The sequence below is a fragment of the Pseudoxanthomonas sangjuensis genome, from assembly GCF_010211755.1.
GTDB lineage: Bacteria > Pseudomonadota > Gammaproteobacteria > Xanthomonadales > Xanthomonadaceae > Pseudoxanthomonas_A > Pseudoxanthomonas_A sangjuensis.
This window is the reverse complement of the sequence record NZ_PDWR01000008.1, coordinates 13,088-28,220: the sequence shown is the minus strand read 5'-3', so window position 1 is coordinate 28,220 and position 15,133 is coordinate 13,088. Positions and strand designations below refer to the sequence as shown.

At 67.7% G+C, this 15,133-nt stretch carries 12 protein-coding genes; 7 read left to right on the top strand and 5 right to left on the bottom strand.

The window, feature by feature from the left end; all coding sequences use genetic code 11:
• Window positions 1-105 precede the first annotated feature (105 nt).
• The 3 genes from CSC71_RS05705 to CSC71_RS05695 all read left to right on the top strand — a co-directional run bounded on the left by CSC71_RS05705 (window position 106) and on the right by CSC71_RS05695 (window position 3,186).
• Window positions 106-1,044: a LysR family transcriptional regulator gene (locus CSC71_RS05705; protein WP_162373395.1), complete on the top strand. Its 939-nt coding sequence runs from the start codon at window positions 106-108 to the stop codon at window positions 1,042-1,044.
• Between the two features lie 133 nt (window positions 1,045-1,177).
• A complete protein-coding gene (locus CSC71_RS05700) occupies window positions 1,178-2,146 on the top strand; it encodes an alpha/beta hydrolase (protein ID WP_162373394.1) in 969 nt (322 codons plus the stop codon).
• Entirely contained in the window at window positions 2,143-3,186 is a 1,044-nt protein-coding gene (locus tag CSC71_RS05695) for a glycoside hydrolase family 43 protein (protein ID WP_211367893.1), read from the top strand. The genes CSC71_RS05700 and CSC71_RS05695 overlap by 4 nt, the downstream gene beginning before the upstream one ends.
• Window positions 3,187-3,297: 111 nt before the next feature.
• Here the strand turns inward: CSC71_RS05695 and CSC71_RS05690 are convergent, their stop codons facing one another.
• Window positions 3,298-4,224 (bottom strand): Gfo/Idh/MocA family protein, encoded by a 927-nt coding sequence (locus CSC71_RS05690; protein ID WP_162373393.1) that lies wholly within the window; start codon window positions 4,222-4,224, stop codon window positions 3,298-3,300.
• Window positions 4,225-4,404: 180 nt separating this feature from the next.
• Here CSC71_RS05690 and CSC71_RS05685 point away from each other — a divergent pair, with 180 nt between their 5' ends.
• Together CSC71_RS05685 and CSC71_RS05680 are read left to right on the top strand one after the other, a co-directional pair.
• Window positions 4,405-6,129: an IlvD/Edd family dehydratase gene (locus tag CSC71_RS05685; protein WP_162373392.1), complete on the top strand. Its 1,725-nt coding sequence runs from the start codon at window positions 4,405-4,407 to the stop codon at window positions 6,127-6,129.
• A 38-nt stretch (window positions 6,130-6,167) separates the two neighbouring features.
• On the top strand, window positions 6,168-7,046 hold the full coding sequence (locus CSC71_RS05680) for an SMP-30/gluconolactonase/LRE family protein (RefSeq protein ID WP_211367891.1): 879 nt from the start codon (window positions 6,168-6,170) through the stop codon (window positions 7,044-7,046).
• A 2-nt stretch (window positions 7,047-7,048) separates the two neighbouring features.
• Here CSC71_RS05680 and CSC71_RS05675 read toward each other — a convergent pair whose 3' ends face one another.
• Complete coding sequence (locus CSC71_RS05675) at window positions 7,049-8,101, bottom strand: aldose epimerase family protein (protein ID WP_246192035.1); 1,053 nt, start codon at window positions 8,099-8,101, stop codon at window positions 7,049-7,051.
• A gap of 570 nt (window positions 8,102-8,671) precedes the next feature.
• Here CSC71_RS05675 and CSC71_RS05670 point away from each other — a divergent pair.
• Together CSC71_RS05670 and CSC71_RS05665 are read left to right on the top strand one after the other, a co-directional pair.
• Window positions 8,672-11,533, top strand: coding sequence for a TonB-dependent receptor (locus CSC71_RS05670; protein WP_162373389.1), 2,862 nt, complete (start codon window positions 8,672-8,674; stop codon window positions 11,531-11,533).
• Window positions 11,534-11,662: 129 nt separating this feature from the next.
• A complete protein-coding gene (locus tag CSC71_RS05665; RefSeq protein ID WP_246192033.1) occupies window positions 11,663-13,180 on the top strand; it encodes an alpha-N-arabinofuranosidase in 1,518 nt (505 codons plus the stop codon).
• A 202-nt stretch (window positions 13,181-13,382) separates the two neighbouring features.
• Here CSC71_RS05665 and CSC71_RS05660 read toward each other — a convergent pair whose 3' ends face one another.
• From CSC71_RS05660 to CSC71_RS05650, 3 genes are all read right to left on the bottom strand, one after another.
• Window positions 13,383-14,108: an HAD family hydrolase gene (locus CSC71_RS05660; protein WP_162373388.1), complete on the bottom strand. Its 726-nt coding sequence runs from the start codon at window positions 14,106-14,108 to the stop codon at window positions 13,383-13,385.
• A gap of 118 nt (window positions 14,109-14,226) precedes the next feature.
• Entirely contained in the window at window positions 14,227-14,547 is a 321-nt protein-coding gene (locus CSC71_RS05655; RefSeq protein WP_162373387.1) for a hypothetical protein, read from the bottom strand.
• A gap of 142 nt (window positions 14,548-14,689) precedes the next feature.
• Window positions 14,690-15,124: an EF-hand domain-containing protein gene (locus tag CSC71_RS05650; RefSeq protein WP_162373386.1), complete on the bottom strand. Its 435-nt coding sequence runs from the start codon at window positions 15,122-15,124 to the stop codon at window positions 14,690-14,692.
• Between the last annotated feature and the right edge of the window lie 9 nt (window positions 15,125-15,133).

Below are 15,133 nucleotides of genomic sequence, written 5' to 3'. Positions count from 1 at the left end.
CCTGCGTGGCCGCGACGGCCCCTGCCTATTCTGCGGGGATGTCGGATATGCAACAAATATGGAAATAGTGATAATCGATATCCAACCCGATATAGGAAGCCGCCCATGCCGACGCCCCCCTGGTTCGTCCGCGCGCGCCTCAAGACCCGCCAGCTGATGCTGCTGATCGCGATCGAGGAGCAGGGCAACATCCATCGCGCCGCCGAGGTGCTGAACATGTCCCAGCCGGCGGCATCGAAGCTGCTGAAGGACCTGGAGGACCTGATCGGCGTGGCCCTGTTCGAACGCCTGCCGCGCGGCATGCGCCCGACCTGGTACGGCGAAAGCATGATCCGCCACGCGCGCATCGCCCTGTCCAGCCTGAACGAGGCCGGCGCCGAGATCGACGCGCTGAAGGCTGGCCATGCCGGCAGCGTGGCCATCGGCGCGATCGCCGGCCCGGCGATGACCTTGTTGCCGCCGGCGCTGGCGCGGATCAACCGGCAGCATCCGGACCTGCGCGTGTCGGTGGTGGTCGAAAGCAGCGACGTGCTGCTGGAGCAGTTGGCGCAGAACAGGATCGACCTGATGATCGGCCGCCTGTTCGCCCGCCACGACAAGCGCAACCTGCATTACGAACCCCTGGCCGAGGAAGAGGTTTGCGCGATCGCCCGCCCCGGCCATCCCTTGCTGTCGCTGAAGCGGCCCACGCTGGAAGCGCTGGCTCAGGCGTCCTGGGTAGTGCCGCCGGAAGGCAGCGTGCTGCGTCATCGCTTCGAACTCATGTTCCAGAACGCGGGCCTGGACGTGCCGCGGCGGGCGATCGGCACCGCGGCGCTGGTGCTGTTGCCGCGCCTGCTGCAGGACAGCGACCACCTGGCCGTGGTGCCGGTCGACGTGGCCCGGCATTACGCCGAGCACGGCATGGTGCGGGTCGTGCCGGTGGAATTGTCCTGCAGGATGGACTCTTTCGGCTTCATCACCCGCACCGACTGGCTGTTGTCGCCGGGCGCGCAGACGGTGCTGGCGGCGATGAAGGCGGCCGCGGGCGAGGTATACGGCTGACGCGCTCCCATACATAAACGTATATCGCGACGATCGGATTTCCGATGGCTGCATGAAACGCGAGCGGTGGCCCCTACACTCGGCGTCGGTCCCGACCACCCGCCTGTTTCATTTCGCACGCCGGAGAACAGCCATGCCCTTCAGGTCCCACTTCCCGTCCGCGTTCGCTCGCGTCGCGCTGATCGCGGCATCGCTTTGTGCGGTGGCCGCGCCGGTCGCCGCACAGGACGATGCGATGACGCCGATCGCGATTCCCGCACAGCCCGACGCGATCGAGCTGGGTACCGGGCCGCTGCCCGACGCGAAGACCCCCGAAGCCTGGCACCGCCAGTACGGCAGCATGTTCGCGCGCAACGTCACCATCGCCACGCTGACCCCGTTCCTGCCCGATCCGGCCAAGGCCACCGGCACGGCGGTGATCGTCGCCCCGGGCGGTGGCTTCCGCTCGCTGTCGATGGAGAACGAAGGCTGGCAGGTGGCGCAGGCGCTGGCCGACCGCGGCGTGGCCGCGTTCGTGCTCAAGTACCGGCTCAACCAGACCCCGCCGGACCTGGACGGCTTCGCGCAGTCGATCCGCGAGATGCTCTCCGGTCCGGTGCCGCGCCATCGCGTGGATCCGATGTCGTCCATCGCCACGCTCGGCCCGCAGATCGCCGACGCGCGCGCCGCGTTCGCGCTGGTGCGCAGCCGCGCCGACGAATGGAACATCGACCGCAACCGCATCGGCATGGTCGGCTTCTCCGCCGGCGCCATGCTCACCATCGCCACCGCGCTGGCCGGCGAGGATGCGAAGCCCGCCTTCCTCGGCGACATCTACGGCCCGCTGGCGCCGCTGGACGTGCCGGCCGATGCGCCGCCGCTGTTCGTGGCGCTGGCCGCCGACGACCCGCTGTTCGCCAACGGCGGCTTCGGCCTGATCGAAAGCTGGCGCGCCGCCGGCCACCCGGTGGAGTTCCACTTCTACGAACAGGGCGGCCACGGCTTCGGCATGTACCCGAAGCCCACCACCAGCACCCAGTGGTTCCACAACTTCGCCGCCTGGATGAAGATGCACGGCTGGCTGGAACCGCGGAACGCCGCCGCGCAGGAAGCCACCCGATGACCCGCGCGCGACGCCCTGCGGCCCGCACGATGACGTCGCGCACCACCGGACTCCTGCTCGCGGCCCTGCTGCCGCTGCTGGCCGCGCCCGCGATGGCGGCGAAGCCGGTGCACAACCCCGTACCCGGCTCCAACCCGCTGTTCCGCGACAAGTTCACCGCCGACCCTGCCCCGCTGGTGGTCGGCGACACGCTCTACCTCTACGTCGGCCACGACGAGGCCCAGCGCGACGAGATGTTCAACATGCGCGAGTGGCTGGTGTACTCGACCACCGACATGAAGCACTGGACCGACCATGGTCCGATCATGAAGGTGGCCGACTTCAAGTGGGCCAAGGCCGACGCGTGGGCCTCGCAGGCGATCGAGAAGGATGGCAAGTTCTGGTTCTACGCCGCCGTGGAGCACGACGATACGCATCCGGGCAAGGCAATTGCGGTGGCCGTGTCCGATTCGCCGACCGGCCCGTTCGTCGATGCGAAGGGCTCGGCGCTGGTCACCAACGAGATGACGCCCATGGGCACGCACAGTTGGGAGGACATCGACCCGACGGTGTTCACCGACGACGACGGCACCACCTGGATCGCGTGGGGCAACCGGCAGTGCTACATCGCCCGGCTCAAGCCGGACATGATCGAGATCGACGGCGAGATCACCGAGATCACGCCGCCGCATTTCGAGGAAGGCCCCTGGCTGCACAAGCGCGGCGACACCTACTACCTCACCTACGCCTCGCTGGACCGCGCCAGCCACCGCGACGAGAAGGTGTCCTACGCCACCGCCCCGTCGATCCGCGGCCCGTGGACGTATCGCGGCGAACTGACCGGCTCGGGCAAGTACAGCTTCACCATCCACCCGGGCATCGCCGAGTTCAAGGGCCAGTGGTACCTGTTCCTGCACAACGCCGCGCTCGCCATCGGCGACCAGAACGGCTCGATCGGCCGCCGCGCGGTTACGGTCGAGTACCTGCAGTACAACGCGGACGGGACGATGAAGCCGGTGGTGCAGACCGAAGCGGGGGTTTCCGTTCCGCCTGCGCGATGAAACCGGGGGAGCAGAACACGGAATCCCCCATGGCCAGGCTGGAAATGGTTTCCTGATCCGTTCCTTTGCTGTTTTTTTGCAGGAGCGGCGTCCCGTGGCTCCTGCAAATGGTCAATCGTGGAAGGCCTCGACAATCTTGCGCCGGCCCAGCATGAAGGCGTCGGCGACATGGCGCAGCGGCGTGAGGTCGACGTCCGATTGGCCGGCCTTGATGATCTCGGCGAAGCGCCTGTACAGCAGCGGATACTCCTGCTCCGGCTGTTCGTGCACCAGCTTGCCATCGACCGACAACCTGGCACCGCCCTCCGACAACACCATCTCGCCGGCATCGGTTCGCGCGACGATGTCCCAGCTCTGCCTGCCGGTCTGGCGCCAGTCGAATTCGGCCCTCAGGTCCAGGCCGCTGGCGTCGGTGAAGTCGATCGAGGCGGCGATCGGCGCATCGCGGTTTTCCGGGAATTCCAGCGTCGCGGCCGTGGCGAACACCGGGCGCGGCAGGATCCGGGTGACGATGGAAAGCGCATTGATGCCCGGATCGAACACGCCCAGTCCGCCGGCCTGCCAGATCCATTCCTGGTTGGGGTGCCACTGGCGCACGTCTTCCTTCCAGGTCACCCGCATGGAACGGATCCGCGTGCCGGCCAGGAATTGCCTGGCCGCTTCCACGGCCGGCGCGTAACGGGAATGCCAGCTGGCGAAGAGCGACAGTCCGTTGGCATCGGCCAGCGCCGCGAGGTCGGCGACCTCCGAAAGCGTCGCGCCCGGCGGTTTTTCCAGGAACACGTGCTTGCCGGCCGCAAGCGCCTTCACCGCCGCCGGGTAGCGGTATTGCGGCGGCATGCACAGCGAGACGGCCTGGATCGACGGCACCGCCGACAGCATCTCTTCGATCGAGGCGAAGTTGTCGATGCCCTCCACCTTCCCATGGCGGCTGGCCGCGGCGACCAGCCGATAGTCGCCGTTCCCGGCCACGGCCGGGAGGTGCTGGTCGCGCACGATCTTGCCGATGCCGACGATTGCAAGGTTGATTCCTGACACGGATGTCGTCTCCACGGAGGGCGCGAAATAGATACAAACCTTCGTATCGATAGTGCGGATATTGTTATTTTTACAATATCAATATGCCCGGTAGCATCGCCGCCGTAAAGGGTTCCCACGCGCAATGCGCGTCCGCCCCGACGCATACCTCGCTCCATCCGATCAAGGATCCCGTCAGTCATGGGCGCACCCGACAAGCCGGTTCGACGCAGCCAGGAATGGTTCGGCCGCGTAGGCAAGCAGGGCTTCTACTACCGCAGCTGGCTGAAGAGCCTGGGCTTGACCCACGACATGTTCGACGGCCGCCCGGTCATCGGCATCTGCAACACCTGGTCGGAACTGACCCCCTGCAACAGCTCGCTGCGCGAACTGGCCGAGCACGTCAAGCGCGGTATCCACGAAGCCGGCGGTTTGCCGCTGGAGTTCCCGGTGATGTCGCTGGGCGAAACCCAGATGCGCCCGACCGCGATGCTGTTCCGCAACCTGGTCAGCATGGACGTGGAGGAATCGATCCGCGCCAATCCCATCGACGGCGTGGTATTGCTGGTCGGCTGCGACAAGACCACGCCTTCGTTGCTGATGGGCGCGGCCAGCGTGGACTTGCCGACGATCGCCATTTCCGGCGGGCCATCGCTGTCGGGCAACTGGCGCGGCCAGCCGGTCGGTTCCGGCACCGGCGTGATCGAGATGTCGGAGATGGTGCGCGCCGGCACGCTGGAGCAGGAGGAATTCGTCGAAGCCGAAGCCTGCATGCAGCGTTCCAAGGGCAGTTGCATGACCATGGGCACGGCCTCGACGATGGCCTGCATGGTCGAGGCGCTGGGCATGTCGCTGCCGGAAAACGCCGCCATCCCCGCGGTCGATTCGCGCCGCTTCCGCCTGGCGCACCTCAGCGGCCGGCGCATCGTGCAGATGGTCGAGGAAGACCTGCGCATGTCGCGCATCCTCACCCGCGCCGCGTTCGAGAACGCGATCCGCGCCAACGCCGCGATCGGCGGCTCGACCAACGCGGTGGTGCACCTGCTGGCGCTGGCGGGGCGTATCGGCGTGCCGTTGTCGCTGCAGGACTTCGACGAGCTGGCTTCCAAGCTGCCGTGCCTGGTCAACCTGAAGCCGTCGGGCCAGTACCTGATGGAAGACTTCTTCTATGCCGGCGGCCTGCCCGCGGTACTGCGCGAAATTTCCCCGCACCTGCATCTGGATACGCCGACGGCCAACGGCCGCACCCTGGGCGAGAACATCGCGCAGGCGCCATGCTGGAACCGCGACGTGATCCGCAGCGCGGACCAGCCGTTGCGCACGGAAGCCGGCATCGCCGTGCTGCGCGGCAACCTGGCGCCGGATGGCGCGGTGATCAAGCCGTCCGCGGCGTCGCCGGGATTGCTGAAGCATCGCGGCCGCGCGGTGGTGTTCGAGAGCATCGAGGATTTCAAGGCGCGCATCGACGACGAGGCGCTGGACATCGACGAAACCTGCGTGATGGTGCTGCAGAACTGCGGTCCGCGCGGCTATCCCGGCATGGCCGAAGTCGGCAACATGCCGCTGCCACCGAAGCTGTTGCGCCGGGGCATCACCGACCTGGTGCGCATTTCCGACGCGCGCATGAGCGGCACCGCCTACGGCACCGTGGTCCTGCACGTTTCGCCCGAAGCCGCCGCTGGCGGCACACTGGCCCTGGTGCGCAACGGCGACTTCATCGAGCTGGACGTGCCGAGCCGGCGCCTGCATCTGGATGTGTCCGACGACGAACTGGCGCGCCGACGCGCGGAGTGGCGCGAACCGCCGCGTCCGACCCGCGGCTGGGCCAAGATCTACGTCGACCACGTGCAGCAGGCGCACCTTGGCGCGGACCTGGACGTGCTGGTCGGCGGCAGCGGCGACGGCGTCGGCCGCGATTCGCACTGATGGGCCTTGCGGTTCCGCGCGTGTCCGTTCCTCGCGCCGTGTCTGCACCGCGCTGCGTCTGGCCCCTGGCGGCCACGCTCGGCGAAGGCGCATGCTGGTCGGCGCGCGAACAGGCGCTGTACTTCGTCGATATCCTCGGCAAGGCGCTGCACCGCTACCGGCCCGACAGCGGCGAATGCCGCAGCTGGCATTTCGAAGAGGAAGTCTCGGCATTGGCCGAACGCGAGCGCGCCCCCGGCCTGCTGCTGAGCCTGCGCCACGACCTGGCCCTGTTCGATCCTGCAAGCGGCGAGCTCGTCCGCCTGCACCGGCCCGAGCCGCAGCGTACCGGCAACCGCTTCAACGACGGCAAGTGCGATGCGCGCGGGCGCTTCTGGATCGGCAGCACGGACTATGCGTGCCGGGCCTGGACCGGCGCGCTGTACCGCTACGAAGGAGGCGGTCGCTGCACGCGCCTGCTCGATCAGGTGTGCATCTCCAACGGCCCGACATGGTCGCTGGACGGGCGCACGATGTACTTCAACGAGACCGGCCATGCCCGCACGTGGGCGATCGATTTCGACCCGGAGCGCGGCACCCTCGGCGAGCGCCGCCTGTGGCGGCAATTCGATGCCGCCAGCGAAGGCGTGCCGGACGGCATGACCACCGATGCCAGGGGCCGCCTGTGGATCGCGCGCTGGGGCGGTGGCGCGGTGACTTGCCACGACGGCGAGGGCACCGAACTGGCCCGGATAACGTTGCCCGCCACGAACGTCACCAGTTGTGCGTTCGGCGGACCGGACCTGCGCACGCTGTACATCACCACGGCCACGGTCGACCTGGACGAGACGAAGCGCGCTGCGCAGCCGCTGGCCGGTGGCCTGTTTGCGGTGGAACTGGATGTGCCGGGATTGCCGGCGAACCGTTTCGCCGGCTGAACTCAGGCCCGGTCCAGCGCCGCCGTCACCTCGGTCCACTCGCGATCGCGGCCGGGCAGCGCGAAGACGTATTCGATCTCGCGACGATAGTGTTGACCGGGGCGCAGGATCGCATCGGGGAAATTCGCGTGGTTCGGCGCGTCCGGGAAATCCTGCGGCTCCAGGCACAGGCCGCGGCCGAGCTGCGGGTGCTGCACGTCCAGCCCGTGCCCGCCGTAAAGCTGCAGGGCTGGCGCGTCGCAGAGAATGCGCATGGCCACGCCGCTGTGCGGCGAATACAGCTCGGCGGCACAGTCGTGCGGCTGTCGCAGCACCAGGCAATGGTCGTAGCCGCCGCCGACGCGCAATTGCGCATCGGCTTCGTCGTGGCGCGCGGCCAACGTCGCGGCCTGGCGGAAGTCGAACGGCGTACCGGCCACGTCGGCCATCTCGCCGGTCGGGAGCAGTTCGGCATCGATCGGCAGGTAATCGTCGGCCGGCACGCGCAGCCACTGCGAGGCGGCCGGAACGGCCGGATTGCCGGCGAGGTTGAAGTAGGGATGGTGGGTGGGATTGAACGGCGTCGGCGCGTCGCAGCGCGCTTCGAACCGCAGTTGCAGGCGCATGCCCTGCAGGCGATAGGTCGCGGTCACATCGAGCATGCCCGGATAGCCTTCTTCGCCGTCGGGCGAGCGGTAGTGCAGTACCAGCGCGTCGTTTGCATGCGACCCGACCGTCCACATCCGCCGGCCGAAGCCCAGCATGCCGCCGTGCAGGTGGTTGTGGCCTTCGTTCGCGGCCAGTCGGTACCCGCGCCCGTCCAGCGAGAAACGCGATGCGGCAATGCGGTTGCCGTAGCGTCCGACCAGGATGCCCAAATACGCCGGATCGGCGCGGTAGGCGCCGGCATCGGGCAAGCCGAGCACCAGGCCGACGCGATTGCCTTCCACGGGGATCTCCAGGCGGGCGAGGATGCCGCCCAGGTCGAGGATCTCGGCCTGCAGGCCATCGTCGTCGCCAAGCCGGCAAGCACGTACCTGGGTGCCGTCATCGAGTCGACCGAAACTGCGAACCAGCGCCACGTCGCTCCTTGTGCGTTTGTCGGCCGCGATATGGCCCCACGCAGCATAGGCGCCGGAGTTGCCCGCAACCATGTCGGGAATCGCATGGCGGGCGATGAAAATCGAATGGCGCGAGTGCCGCCTCCGCGTACTGAAACAGATACTTCTTTACATATCCTTTTCCCGATTAAATTCATTAGCAGGTTATAGAGCGCGTCGCTATGCTCGACCTGCAGCCATGGTCTGCCCAATGCAGGGCAAATGGCGCACCGGACGTCGACATGCAGCACGTCCGGGAAAATCGGATCAGTTGCGTCCAGACGTAGACCGGGAGGGGTTGAAAGTGACGACGCCCATACGTGACGGCATGGCGACATGCCGCGAGGCCTTGCGTTTGCCTTTTTTGCGCCGCCCCTGCGCATCCGCGCCATCGCCGCGGAACGCTCCGCTCCCCGCCCCCACCGCCGGCTGCCGCTGTTTGCCGCCGCGCAGCGGCGCGCCAGTCGATGCGGTACGCGACAACCGCAGATCGCATGCCATCCGGTCTTTCGACCGCCCAGTCACGCTAATTCGAGAGCCCATGCAATGAAGCGCACGAATCGTCAGACGCAAACGCATACCCTGCCATTGGCCGCATTGCCCGTCGCGCTGGCCGCCGCGCTGGCCATCGCGCCCGCCGCCGCGCAGCAGTCGCAGCCGCCCGCGCCCGCCCAGGTCTGCCCCACCGCCGAAGACCCGAACGCGCCGCGCCCGCCGGCCGCCGACCCGGCGACCGAACTGGACAAGGTCGAGGTGCGCGGCCTGCGCGCCAGCCTGATGAGCGCGCAGGCGATCAAGCAGGGCTCGATGCAGATCGTCGACGCGATCGTCGCCGAGGACATCGGCAAGTTCCCCGACAACAACCTGATCGAGGCGATGCAGCGCATCACCGGCGTGCAGACCACCGATCGCGGCGGCGGCGAAGTGTCGACGGTGTCGATCCGCGGCCTCAACGACGTCACCACCACCATCAACGGCCGCAACATCTTCACCGCCTCCGGGCGCTCGGTGGCATTGCAGGACGTGCCGGCCAGCCTGCTGTCCAGCGTCGAGATCTACAAGACCCGTTCGGCCAGCCACATCGAAACCGGCATCGCCGGCGCCCTCGACATCCACACCCACCGGCCGTTCGACTTCGACGGCAGACAGGTCGTGGTGGCCGCGCGCGGCATCTACCAGGAACAATCGGACAACACCGACCCCAACGTCAGCGCGCTGCTCTCCAACGTCTGGAAGGTCGGCGAAGGCCGCTTCGGCGCGCTGCTCAACGTCTCCTACGCCGAGACCAACTACCGCGACCAGAGCGTGACCGCCGGTGCGATGGTGCCGTTCTTCACCGACCAGCCGCCGGAAGGCTTCGTGCCCTACCAGCGCATCGATACGATGATCAACGGCCAGGAAGTCTGGCAGCCGGGCCTGGAGGCGGGCCTGCCGTTCGCGGCCGGCTCGACCCTGCCGGTGAACGGCCAGCAATACGAATACCTGCTGTCGCGCGATGCGATCTTCGCCAGCGATTTCACCGGCAAGCGCGAGCGGCCGGCGGCCAGCCTTTCGCTGCAGTGGGCGCCGAACGACAGTTCGGAATACACGTTCGAGGCGTTCTACAACGGCTACCGCAACGAGGGCTTCAACTCGCTGCTGTTCTCGTTCGTCGACTGGTGGGGCGCGCTGGGCGACGATCCCGCGCAGAACATCGAGGTGTACCCGGGCACCAACGTGGTCAAGTCGCGCCAGGGCATCGGCTTCCCGTACAACTTCACCAGCGGCGACCTCAGCACCGGCAAGACCGACAGCATGCTCTACGCGCTGGGCGGCAAGTGGGAGGTGGGCGACAACCTGAAGCTGAAGTCCGAACTGACCTGGCAGGACAGCGAATTCGAGAGCGACTTCTTCGCGATGCGCGCCGACCGGGTGACGCGCGAGGTCTGGGTCGACTTCAACAGCGGCCGCGGCATCCCGGCGTTCGGCTTCGTCGACGATCCCGCCACCCCGGACATCGACGAAAGCAATGCGGCCGACCCGGCGCAGTGGACCCTGGCCCAGTTGTACGACAACGCCAACTATTCGAAGGGCGACGCGGCCACCTTCACCTTCGACGGCGAGTACGCGGCCAACTGGGGCCCGGTGCAAAGGCTCTCCTTCGGCGTGCGCTACGACGACCGCAGCGCCAGCGAGGGCCAGCGCGTGGGCAACGACCAGGGCTGCAACCGCGAGGTGCTGGATTGCTCGTTCGCCTCCGCCGACGGCCTGCAATCGATCAACCACGGCTTCTTCGATGGCCATTCCGACGTGCCGACTTCGTGGGTGGTGCCCGACGGCCACTACATCCGCGACAACGCCGACTACTATCGCGCGCTGTATGGCCGGCCCACCAGCGACCAGCTGGTGCTGACCGAGAACTTCAACGTCGACGAAACGACCACGGCGCTGTACGTGCAGGCCGATTTCGCCACCGACCTGGGCAGCGGCACGTTCGACGGCCAGGTCGGCCTGCGCTACGTCGACGTCGACACCGACATGCGTTTTGGCGAAGGCAGCGCCTCGGCCAGCGCGTCGAAGCTGCTGCCCAGCGTGATGCTGCGCTACGGCTTCACCCCCGACCTGATGCTGCGCCTGGCCTACGGCGAGACCCTGCGCCGCCCGAACTTCGCCCAGCTCAACCCCAACATCATCTACGTCGAGGACGTCACCAACATCGGCTACGGCACCGCCAGCGGTGGCAACCCGAACCTGGCGCCGACCGAGTCGAAGAACATCGACCTGTCGCTGGAGTGGTACTTCTCCCCCGGCAACGCGGTCTACGCCACGCTGTTCCGCCGCGACATCGAAGGCATGGTCAGCGACTTCCGCCGCCGCGTGACCTTCGAGGGCTACGACTACATCCTGACCCAGCCGGACAACGCCTCCAACGGCGAACTCAAGGGCTTCGAGGTCGGCGCCGTCTACTTCCCGGACGACCTGCCCGGCTGGCTCAACGGCCTCGGCGTGCAGGCCAGCTTCACCCGGCTGACCTCCAGCCAGGACATCCCGGTCACCAACAGCGCCGGCGAAGTCGTCGGCACCCAGACCACGCCGATGTTCGGCGTCTCCGACAGTTCCTACAGCGTGGTGCTGGCCTACGAAAGCGAAAAGTTCGGCGCGCGCCTGTCCTACGTCTGGCGCGACGATTTCCTGCACCACTACGAAGCGGCGCTGTTCGCCAACCCGCTGGGCGTCTACAACAAGCCCGAGAGCAGCATGGACTTCCAGCTCAGTTACGATGCGACCGACGCGTTGACCCTGACCTTCGACGCGGCCAACCTGACCAACGAGCTGACCCAGAGCTATTACGAGTACCCGAACACGCACAATTTCGGCACCTCGCTGTTCAGCCGCACCTTCGCGCTGGGGCTGCGCTATCGCTTCTGAGTCCCCCTCCGCCCGGACGCGCCGCGGACCTGCCGCGGGCGCGCCGGGCGGGTTCTTTCCGTTTCCGCCATGCCAGAGGTAGACACGATGCTGAAGGACACTCTGCGAAAGCTGGGCCTGGCCACGGCCATGTCGGTGATCGCCGGCGCCGCGGCGGCGCAAGGCCCCAACGCGGTCGATGCCACGCTGCACGCCGACCGGCCCGGCGCGACTTTCAGCCGCAACCTCTTCGGCCAGTTCGCCGAGCACCTGGGCTTCGGCATCTACGGCGGCATCTGGGTCGGCGAGGACTCGAAGATCCCCAACACCCACGGCTACCGCAACGACGTGGTCGCGGCGCTGAAGGCGCTGCAGGTACCGGTGGTGCGCTGGCCGGGCGGCTGCTTCGCCGACGAGTACCACTGGCGCGAAGGCATCGGCGCGCGCGACAAGCGCCCGGTCAAGGTCAACACCCACTGGGGCGGCGTCGAGGAAACGAACGCGTTCGGCACCCACGAATTCATGGACTTCGCCGAGCTGATCGGCGCCGACGCCTACGTGTCCGGCAACGTCGGCGACGGCACGCCGCGGGAAATGGCCGAGTGGGTCGAGTACATGACCTCGGACACCGGGTCGACCCTGGCGCAGGAACGCCGCGCCAACGGCCGCGACAAGCCGTGGAAGGTGCCGTACTTCGGCATCGGCAACGAGTTGTGGGGCTGCGGCGGCAACATGCGCGCCGAGTACGCCGCCGACCTGCACCGCCGCTACCAGACCTTCGTGAAGGCGCCGCCGGGGCAGAAGATCATGAAGGTCGCCGCCGGCGCCAACACCGACGACTACCACTGGACCGAAGTGTTCATGCGCGAGGCGCGCGACCACGCCGACGCGCTGTCGCTGCACAACTACACGATTCCCGGCGGCTGGCCGCCGCGGTATTCGTCGATCGAATTCGGCGAGGACGAATGGATCGAGACCCTGTCCGCCGCGCTGCGCATGGACGAGCTGATCGCGCGCCACACCGCGATCATGGACAAGTACGACCCGGAGAAGAAGGTCGCGCTGTTCGTCGACGAATGGGGCACCTGGTACGCCGGCCTGCCCGGGGTCAACCCCGGCTTCCTGCACCAGCAGAACACGCTGCGCGACGCGCTGGTGGCCTCGCTGCACTTCGACATCTTCAGCGCCCACGCCGACCGGGTGAAGATGGCCAACATCGCGCAGATGGTGAACGTGCTGCAAGCGATGATCCTGACCCGGGACGAGAAGATGGTGCTCACGCCCACCTACCACGTCTTCGCGATGTACAAGCCGTTCCAGGACGCGACCGTGCTGCCGCTGGAAATCGGCGCGCCGGCGTACACCCGCGGCAAGTGGACGGTGCCGTCGGTGCACGGTTCGGCGGTGCGCGGCAAGGACGGGCAGGTCTACGTTGCGCTGACCAACCTCGATCCGGACACCAGTGCCGCGGTCGCGGTGAAACTGCAGGGCGTTGCGGCCACCGGCGTTTCCGGGCGCATCCTGACCGCAGCAGAGATCACCGCGAAAAACACCTTCGAGCGTCCCGACGCGGTCGCGCCGGCGGATTTCGACGGTGCGCGGATCGAGGGGGGACGACTGCAGGTCGACTTGCCGGCGAAATCGGTGCTGGTGCTGCAACTGCGCTGAACGCGCAGTCCGGCACCTACGAAACCTCCTGAAAGCGACGACGCCCGCTCCCGCACGGGAGAGGGCGGAGCGATGCCGGGCCCGCCTGGCCCTGCCCGCGCGCGCAGCGCCAGCCTGTCGGTCGAATACCGCTTCCGGCTTCGCCGACCGCAAGCGGCACGGCCGGACCGGCATGCGTGCCGGCCGGTTTCCCCGACGCGTTTCAGCCGCGCGCCAGCCGCGCCTCGATTTCCGCCAGCGCCGCCGGCAGCTGCGCCGCCGATTCGACCGCCAGCATCCGCGCCTCGTCGCCGTTCAACGCATGCTCGGCCTCGTGCGCCCAGGTCAGCGGGTACGGCATGTGCACGCCCCAGCCGCCGAGTTCGAGCACCGGAGCGATGTCCGAGCGCAGCGAATTGCCGATCATCGCGAACCCGTCCGCGTCGACGCCGAGTTCGCGCAGCACGCGCGCGTAGGTCGGCGGATCCTTCTCCGAGACGACCTCGATGCGGTGGAACAAGTCGGCCAGGCCGGACTGCGCGATCTTCGCCTCCTGGTGGAACAGGTCGCCCTTGGTGATCAGTACGATCTCGTGGGTGGCGGCGATGGCTTCCACCGCCGCGCGGATGCCGTCGAGCAGTTCGACCGGATGCTGCAGCGTGGCGCGGCCGATCTCGACGATGCGGTGGATGTCGTGCGCGGAAATGCGCGCGTCGGTCAGCTCGATCGCGGCCTCGACCATCGACAGGGTCATGCCCTTGGCGCCATAGCCGAACACGCGCAGGTTGCGGCGTTCGACCCCGAGCAGGTGCCGCTGCGTGTCGCGGTCGCCGAGGTCGATGTATGCGCCGAGCACGCGTTCGAATTCCCGTTCGGCGGCGCGATAGTAGTCCTCGCTGCGCCACAGCGTGTCGTCGCCGTCGAAACCGACCCAGCGGATGCCGCCCATCCCGCGCTGCTCCCGTAATGCGGATGAAGGATGCGCAGGATACCGCAAGGCCATCGCGGCATCCCTGCCGCGATGGTTGCGGGACCACCTCTGCTTCGGTACTTCTGCTGCCCTGCTGTTACTTCTCCTGCGCCGGCGGCGTCGTCGGCTGTTCGTCTTCGGCAGGCGGCGTAGCCGGCTGCTCCGTTGCCGGCGGTTGTTCCTGCTGCGGCATGGACATGTCGCCCTCGGCGGGCGGCATGGTGCTGTCCGCGTTGGTTGCGTCGGCATTGGTCGTGGCCGGCGGCGTGTTCGCATCGGCCGGCTCCGTTGCCGGCGCTTCGGCCGGCGGCGTCGTGCCGGCCGCGGTTTCGCTGTCGGCGGCCGGCTGGCAACCGGCTGCAAACGCCAGCAATGCCGCCAGCGGCAACAGGCGGATGTATGCATTCGTGCCAATCATCGGCAGATCCTCCTTCGTGGATGGGTGGTAATGCCATCGCGCGCCGCGCATTGCGTGGCGCGCCGGGCGTCCCTGCCCCTTCCGCCCTCCCCCACCTGGTTCCGCGGGGGAGGGCTCCTCTCGACTCCGTCGGCTCGTCGGCTTACGGCGTGGTCTGCGGTTGTTCGCCGTAGTTCTTGCTGACGAAGTCCTTGTATTCGTCGGTGGTCAGCTTGCCGTCGGCATCGGCGTCGGCCTGGTCGAAGATCTTCGTCAGGCCGTCGCTGGCCGTGGCTTCCTGCTTGCTGATCGTGCCGTCCTTGTCGGTGTCGACCTCTTCCCAGCCCTTCTGCGTGCCGGTGGCACCGGCGGATTGCGAAGACGCGTCGCCCGAGGTCTGGGTTTGCGGATAGCTCGTGGTGGGGGTCTGCTGTTCCGCGCCGGTGGTGGGGGGCGCGGTCGTCGGCTGGGTGGACTGCTGCTCCGCGTCCTGCGGCGGGGCGGTGCCGGTCGCGTCCTGCGCGAATGCCGGGGCCGCGCCGAATGCGGTGGCCAGCGCGAGTAGCGCGAAGATCGGTTTGCGGTTGTTGTGGCTCATGGTTTCGTC

Excerpts from the sequence above, each read along its gene's own strand:
- CSC71_RS05695 (WP_211367893.1), top strand. The coding sequence starts at position 2,143 with ATGACCCGCGCGCGACGCCCTGCGGCCCGCACGATGACGTCGCGCACC.
- CSC71_RS05685 (WP_162373392.1), top strand. The coding sequence starts at position 4,405 with ATGGGCGCACCCGACAAGCCGGTTCGACGCAGCCAGGAATGGTTCGGC.
- CSC71_RS05705 (WP_162373395.1), top strand. The coding sequence starts at position 106 with ATGCCGACGCCCCCCTGGTTCGTCCGCGCGCGCCTCAAGACCCGCCAG.
- CSC71_RS05655 (WP_162373387.1), bottom strand. The coding sequence starts at position 14,547 with ATGATTGGCACGAATGCATACATCCGCCTGTTGCCGCTGGCGGCATTG.
- CSC71_RS05670 (WP_162373389.1), top strand. The coding sequence starts at position 8,672 with ATGAAGCGCACGAATCGTCAGACGCAAACGCATACCCTGCCATTGGCC.
- CSC71_RS05660 (WP_162373388.1), bottom strand. The coding sequence starts at position 14,108 with ATGGGCGGCATCCGCTGGGTCGGTTTCGACGGCGACGACACGCTGTGG.
- CSC71_RS05650 (WP_162373386.1), bottom strand. The coding sequence starts at position 15,124 with ATGAGCCACAACAACCGCAAACCGATCTTCGCGCTACTCGCGCTGGCC.
- CSC71_RS05665 (WP_246192033.1), top strand. The coding sequence starts at position 11,663 with ATGTCGGTGATCGCCGGCGCCGCGGCGGCGCAAGGCCCCAACGCGGTC.
- CSC71_RS05700 (WP_162373394.1), top strand. The coding sequence starts at position 1,178 with ATGCCCTTCAGGTCCCACTTCCCGTCCGCGTTCGCTCGCGTCGCGCTG.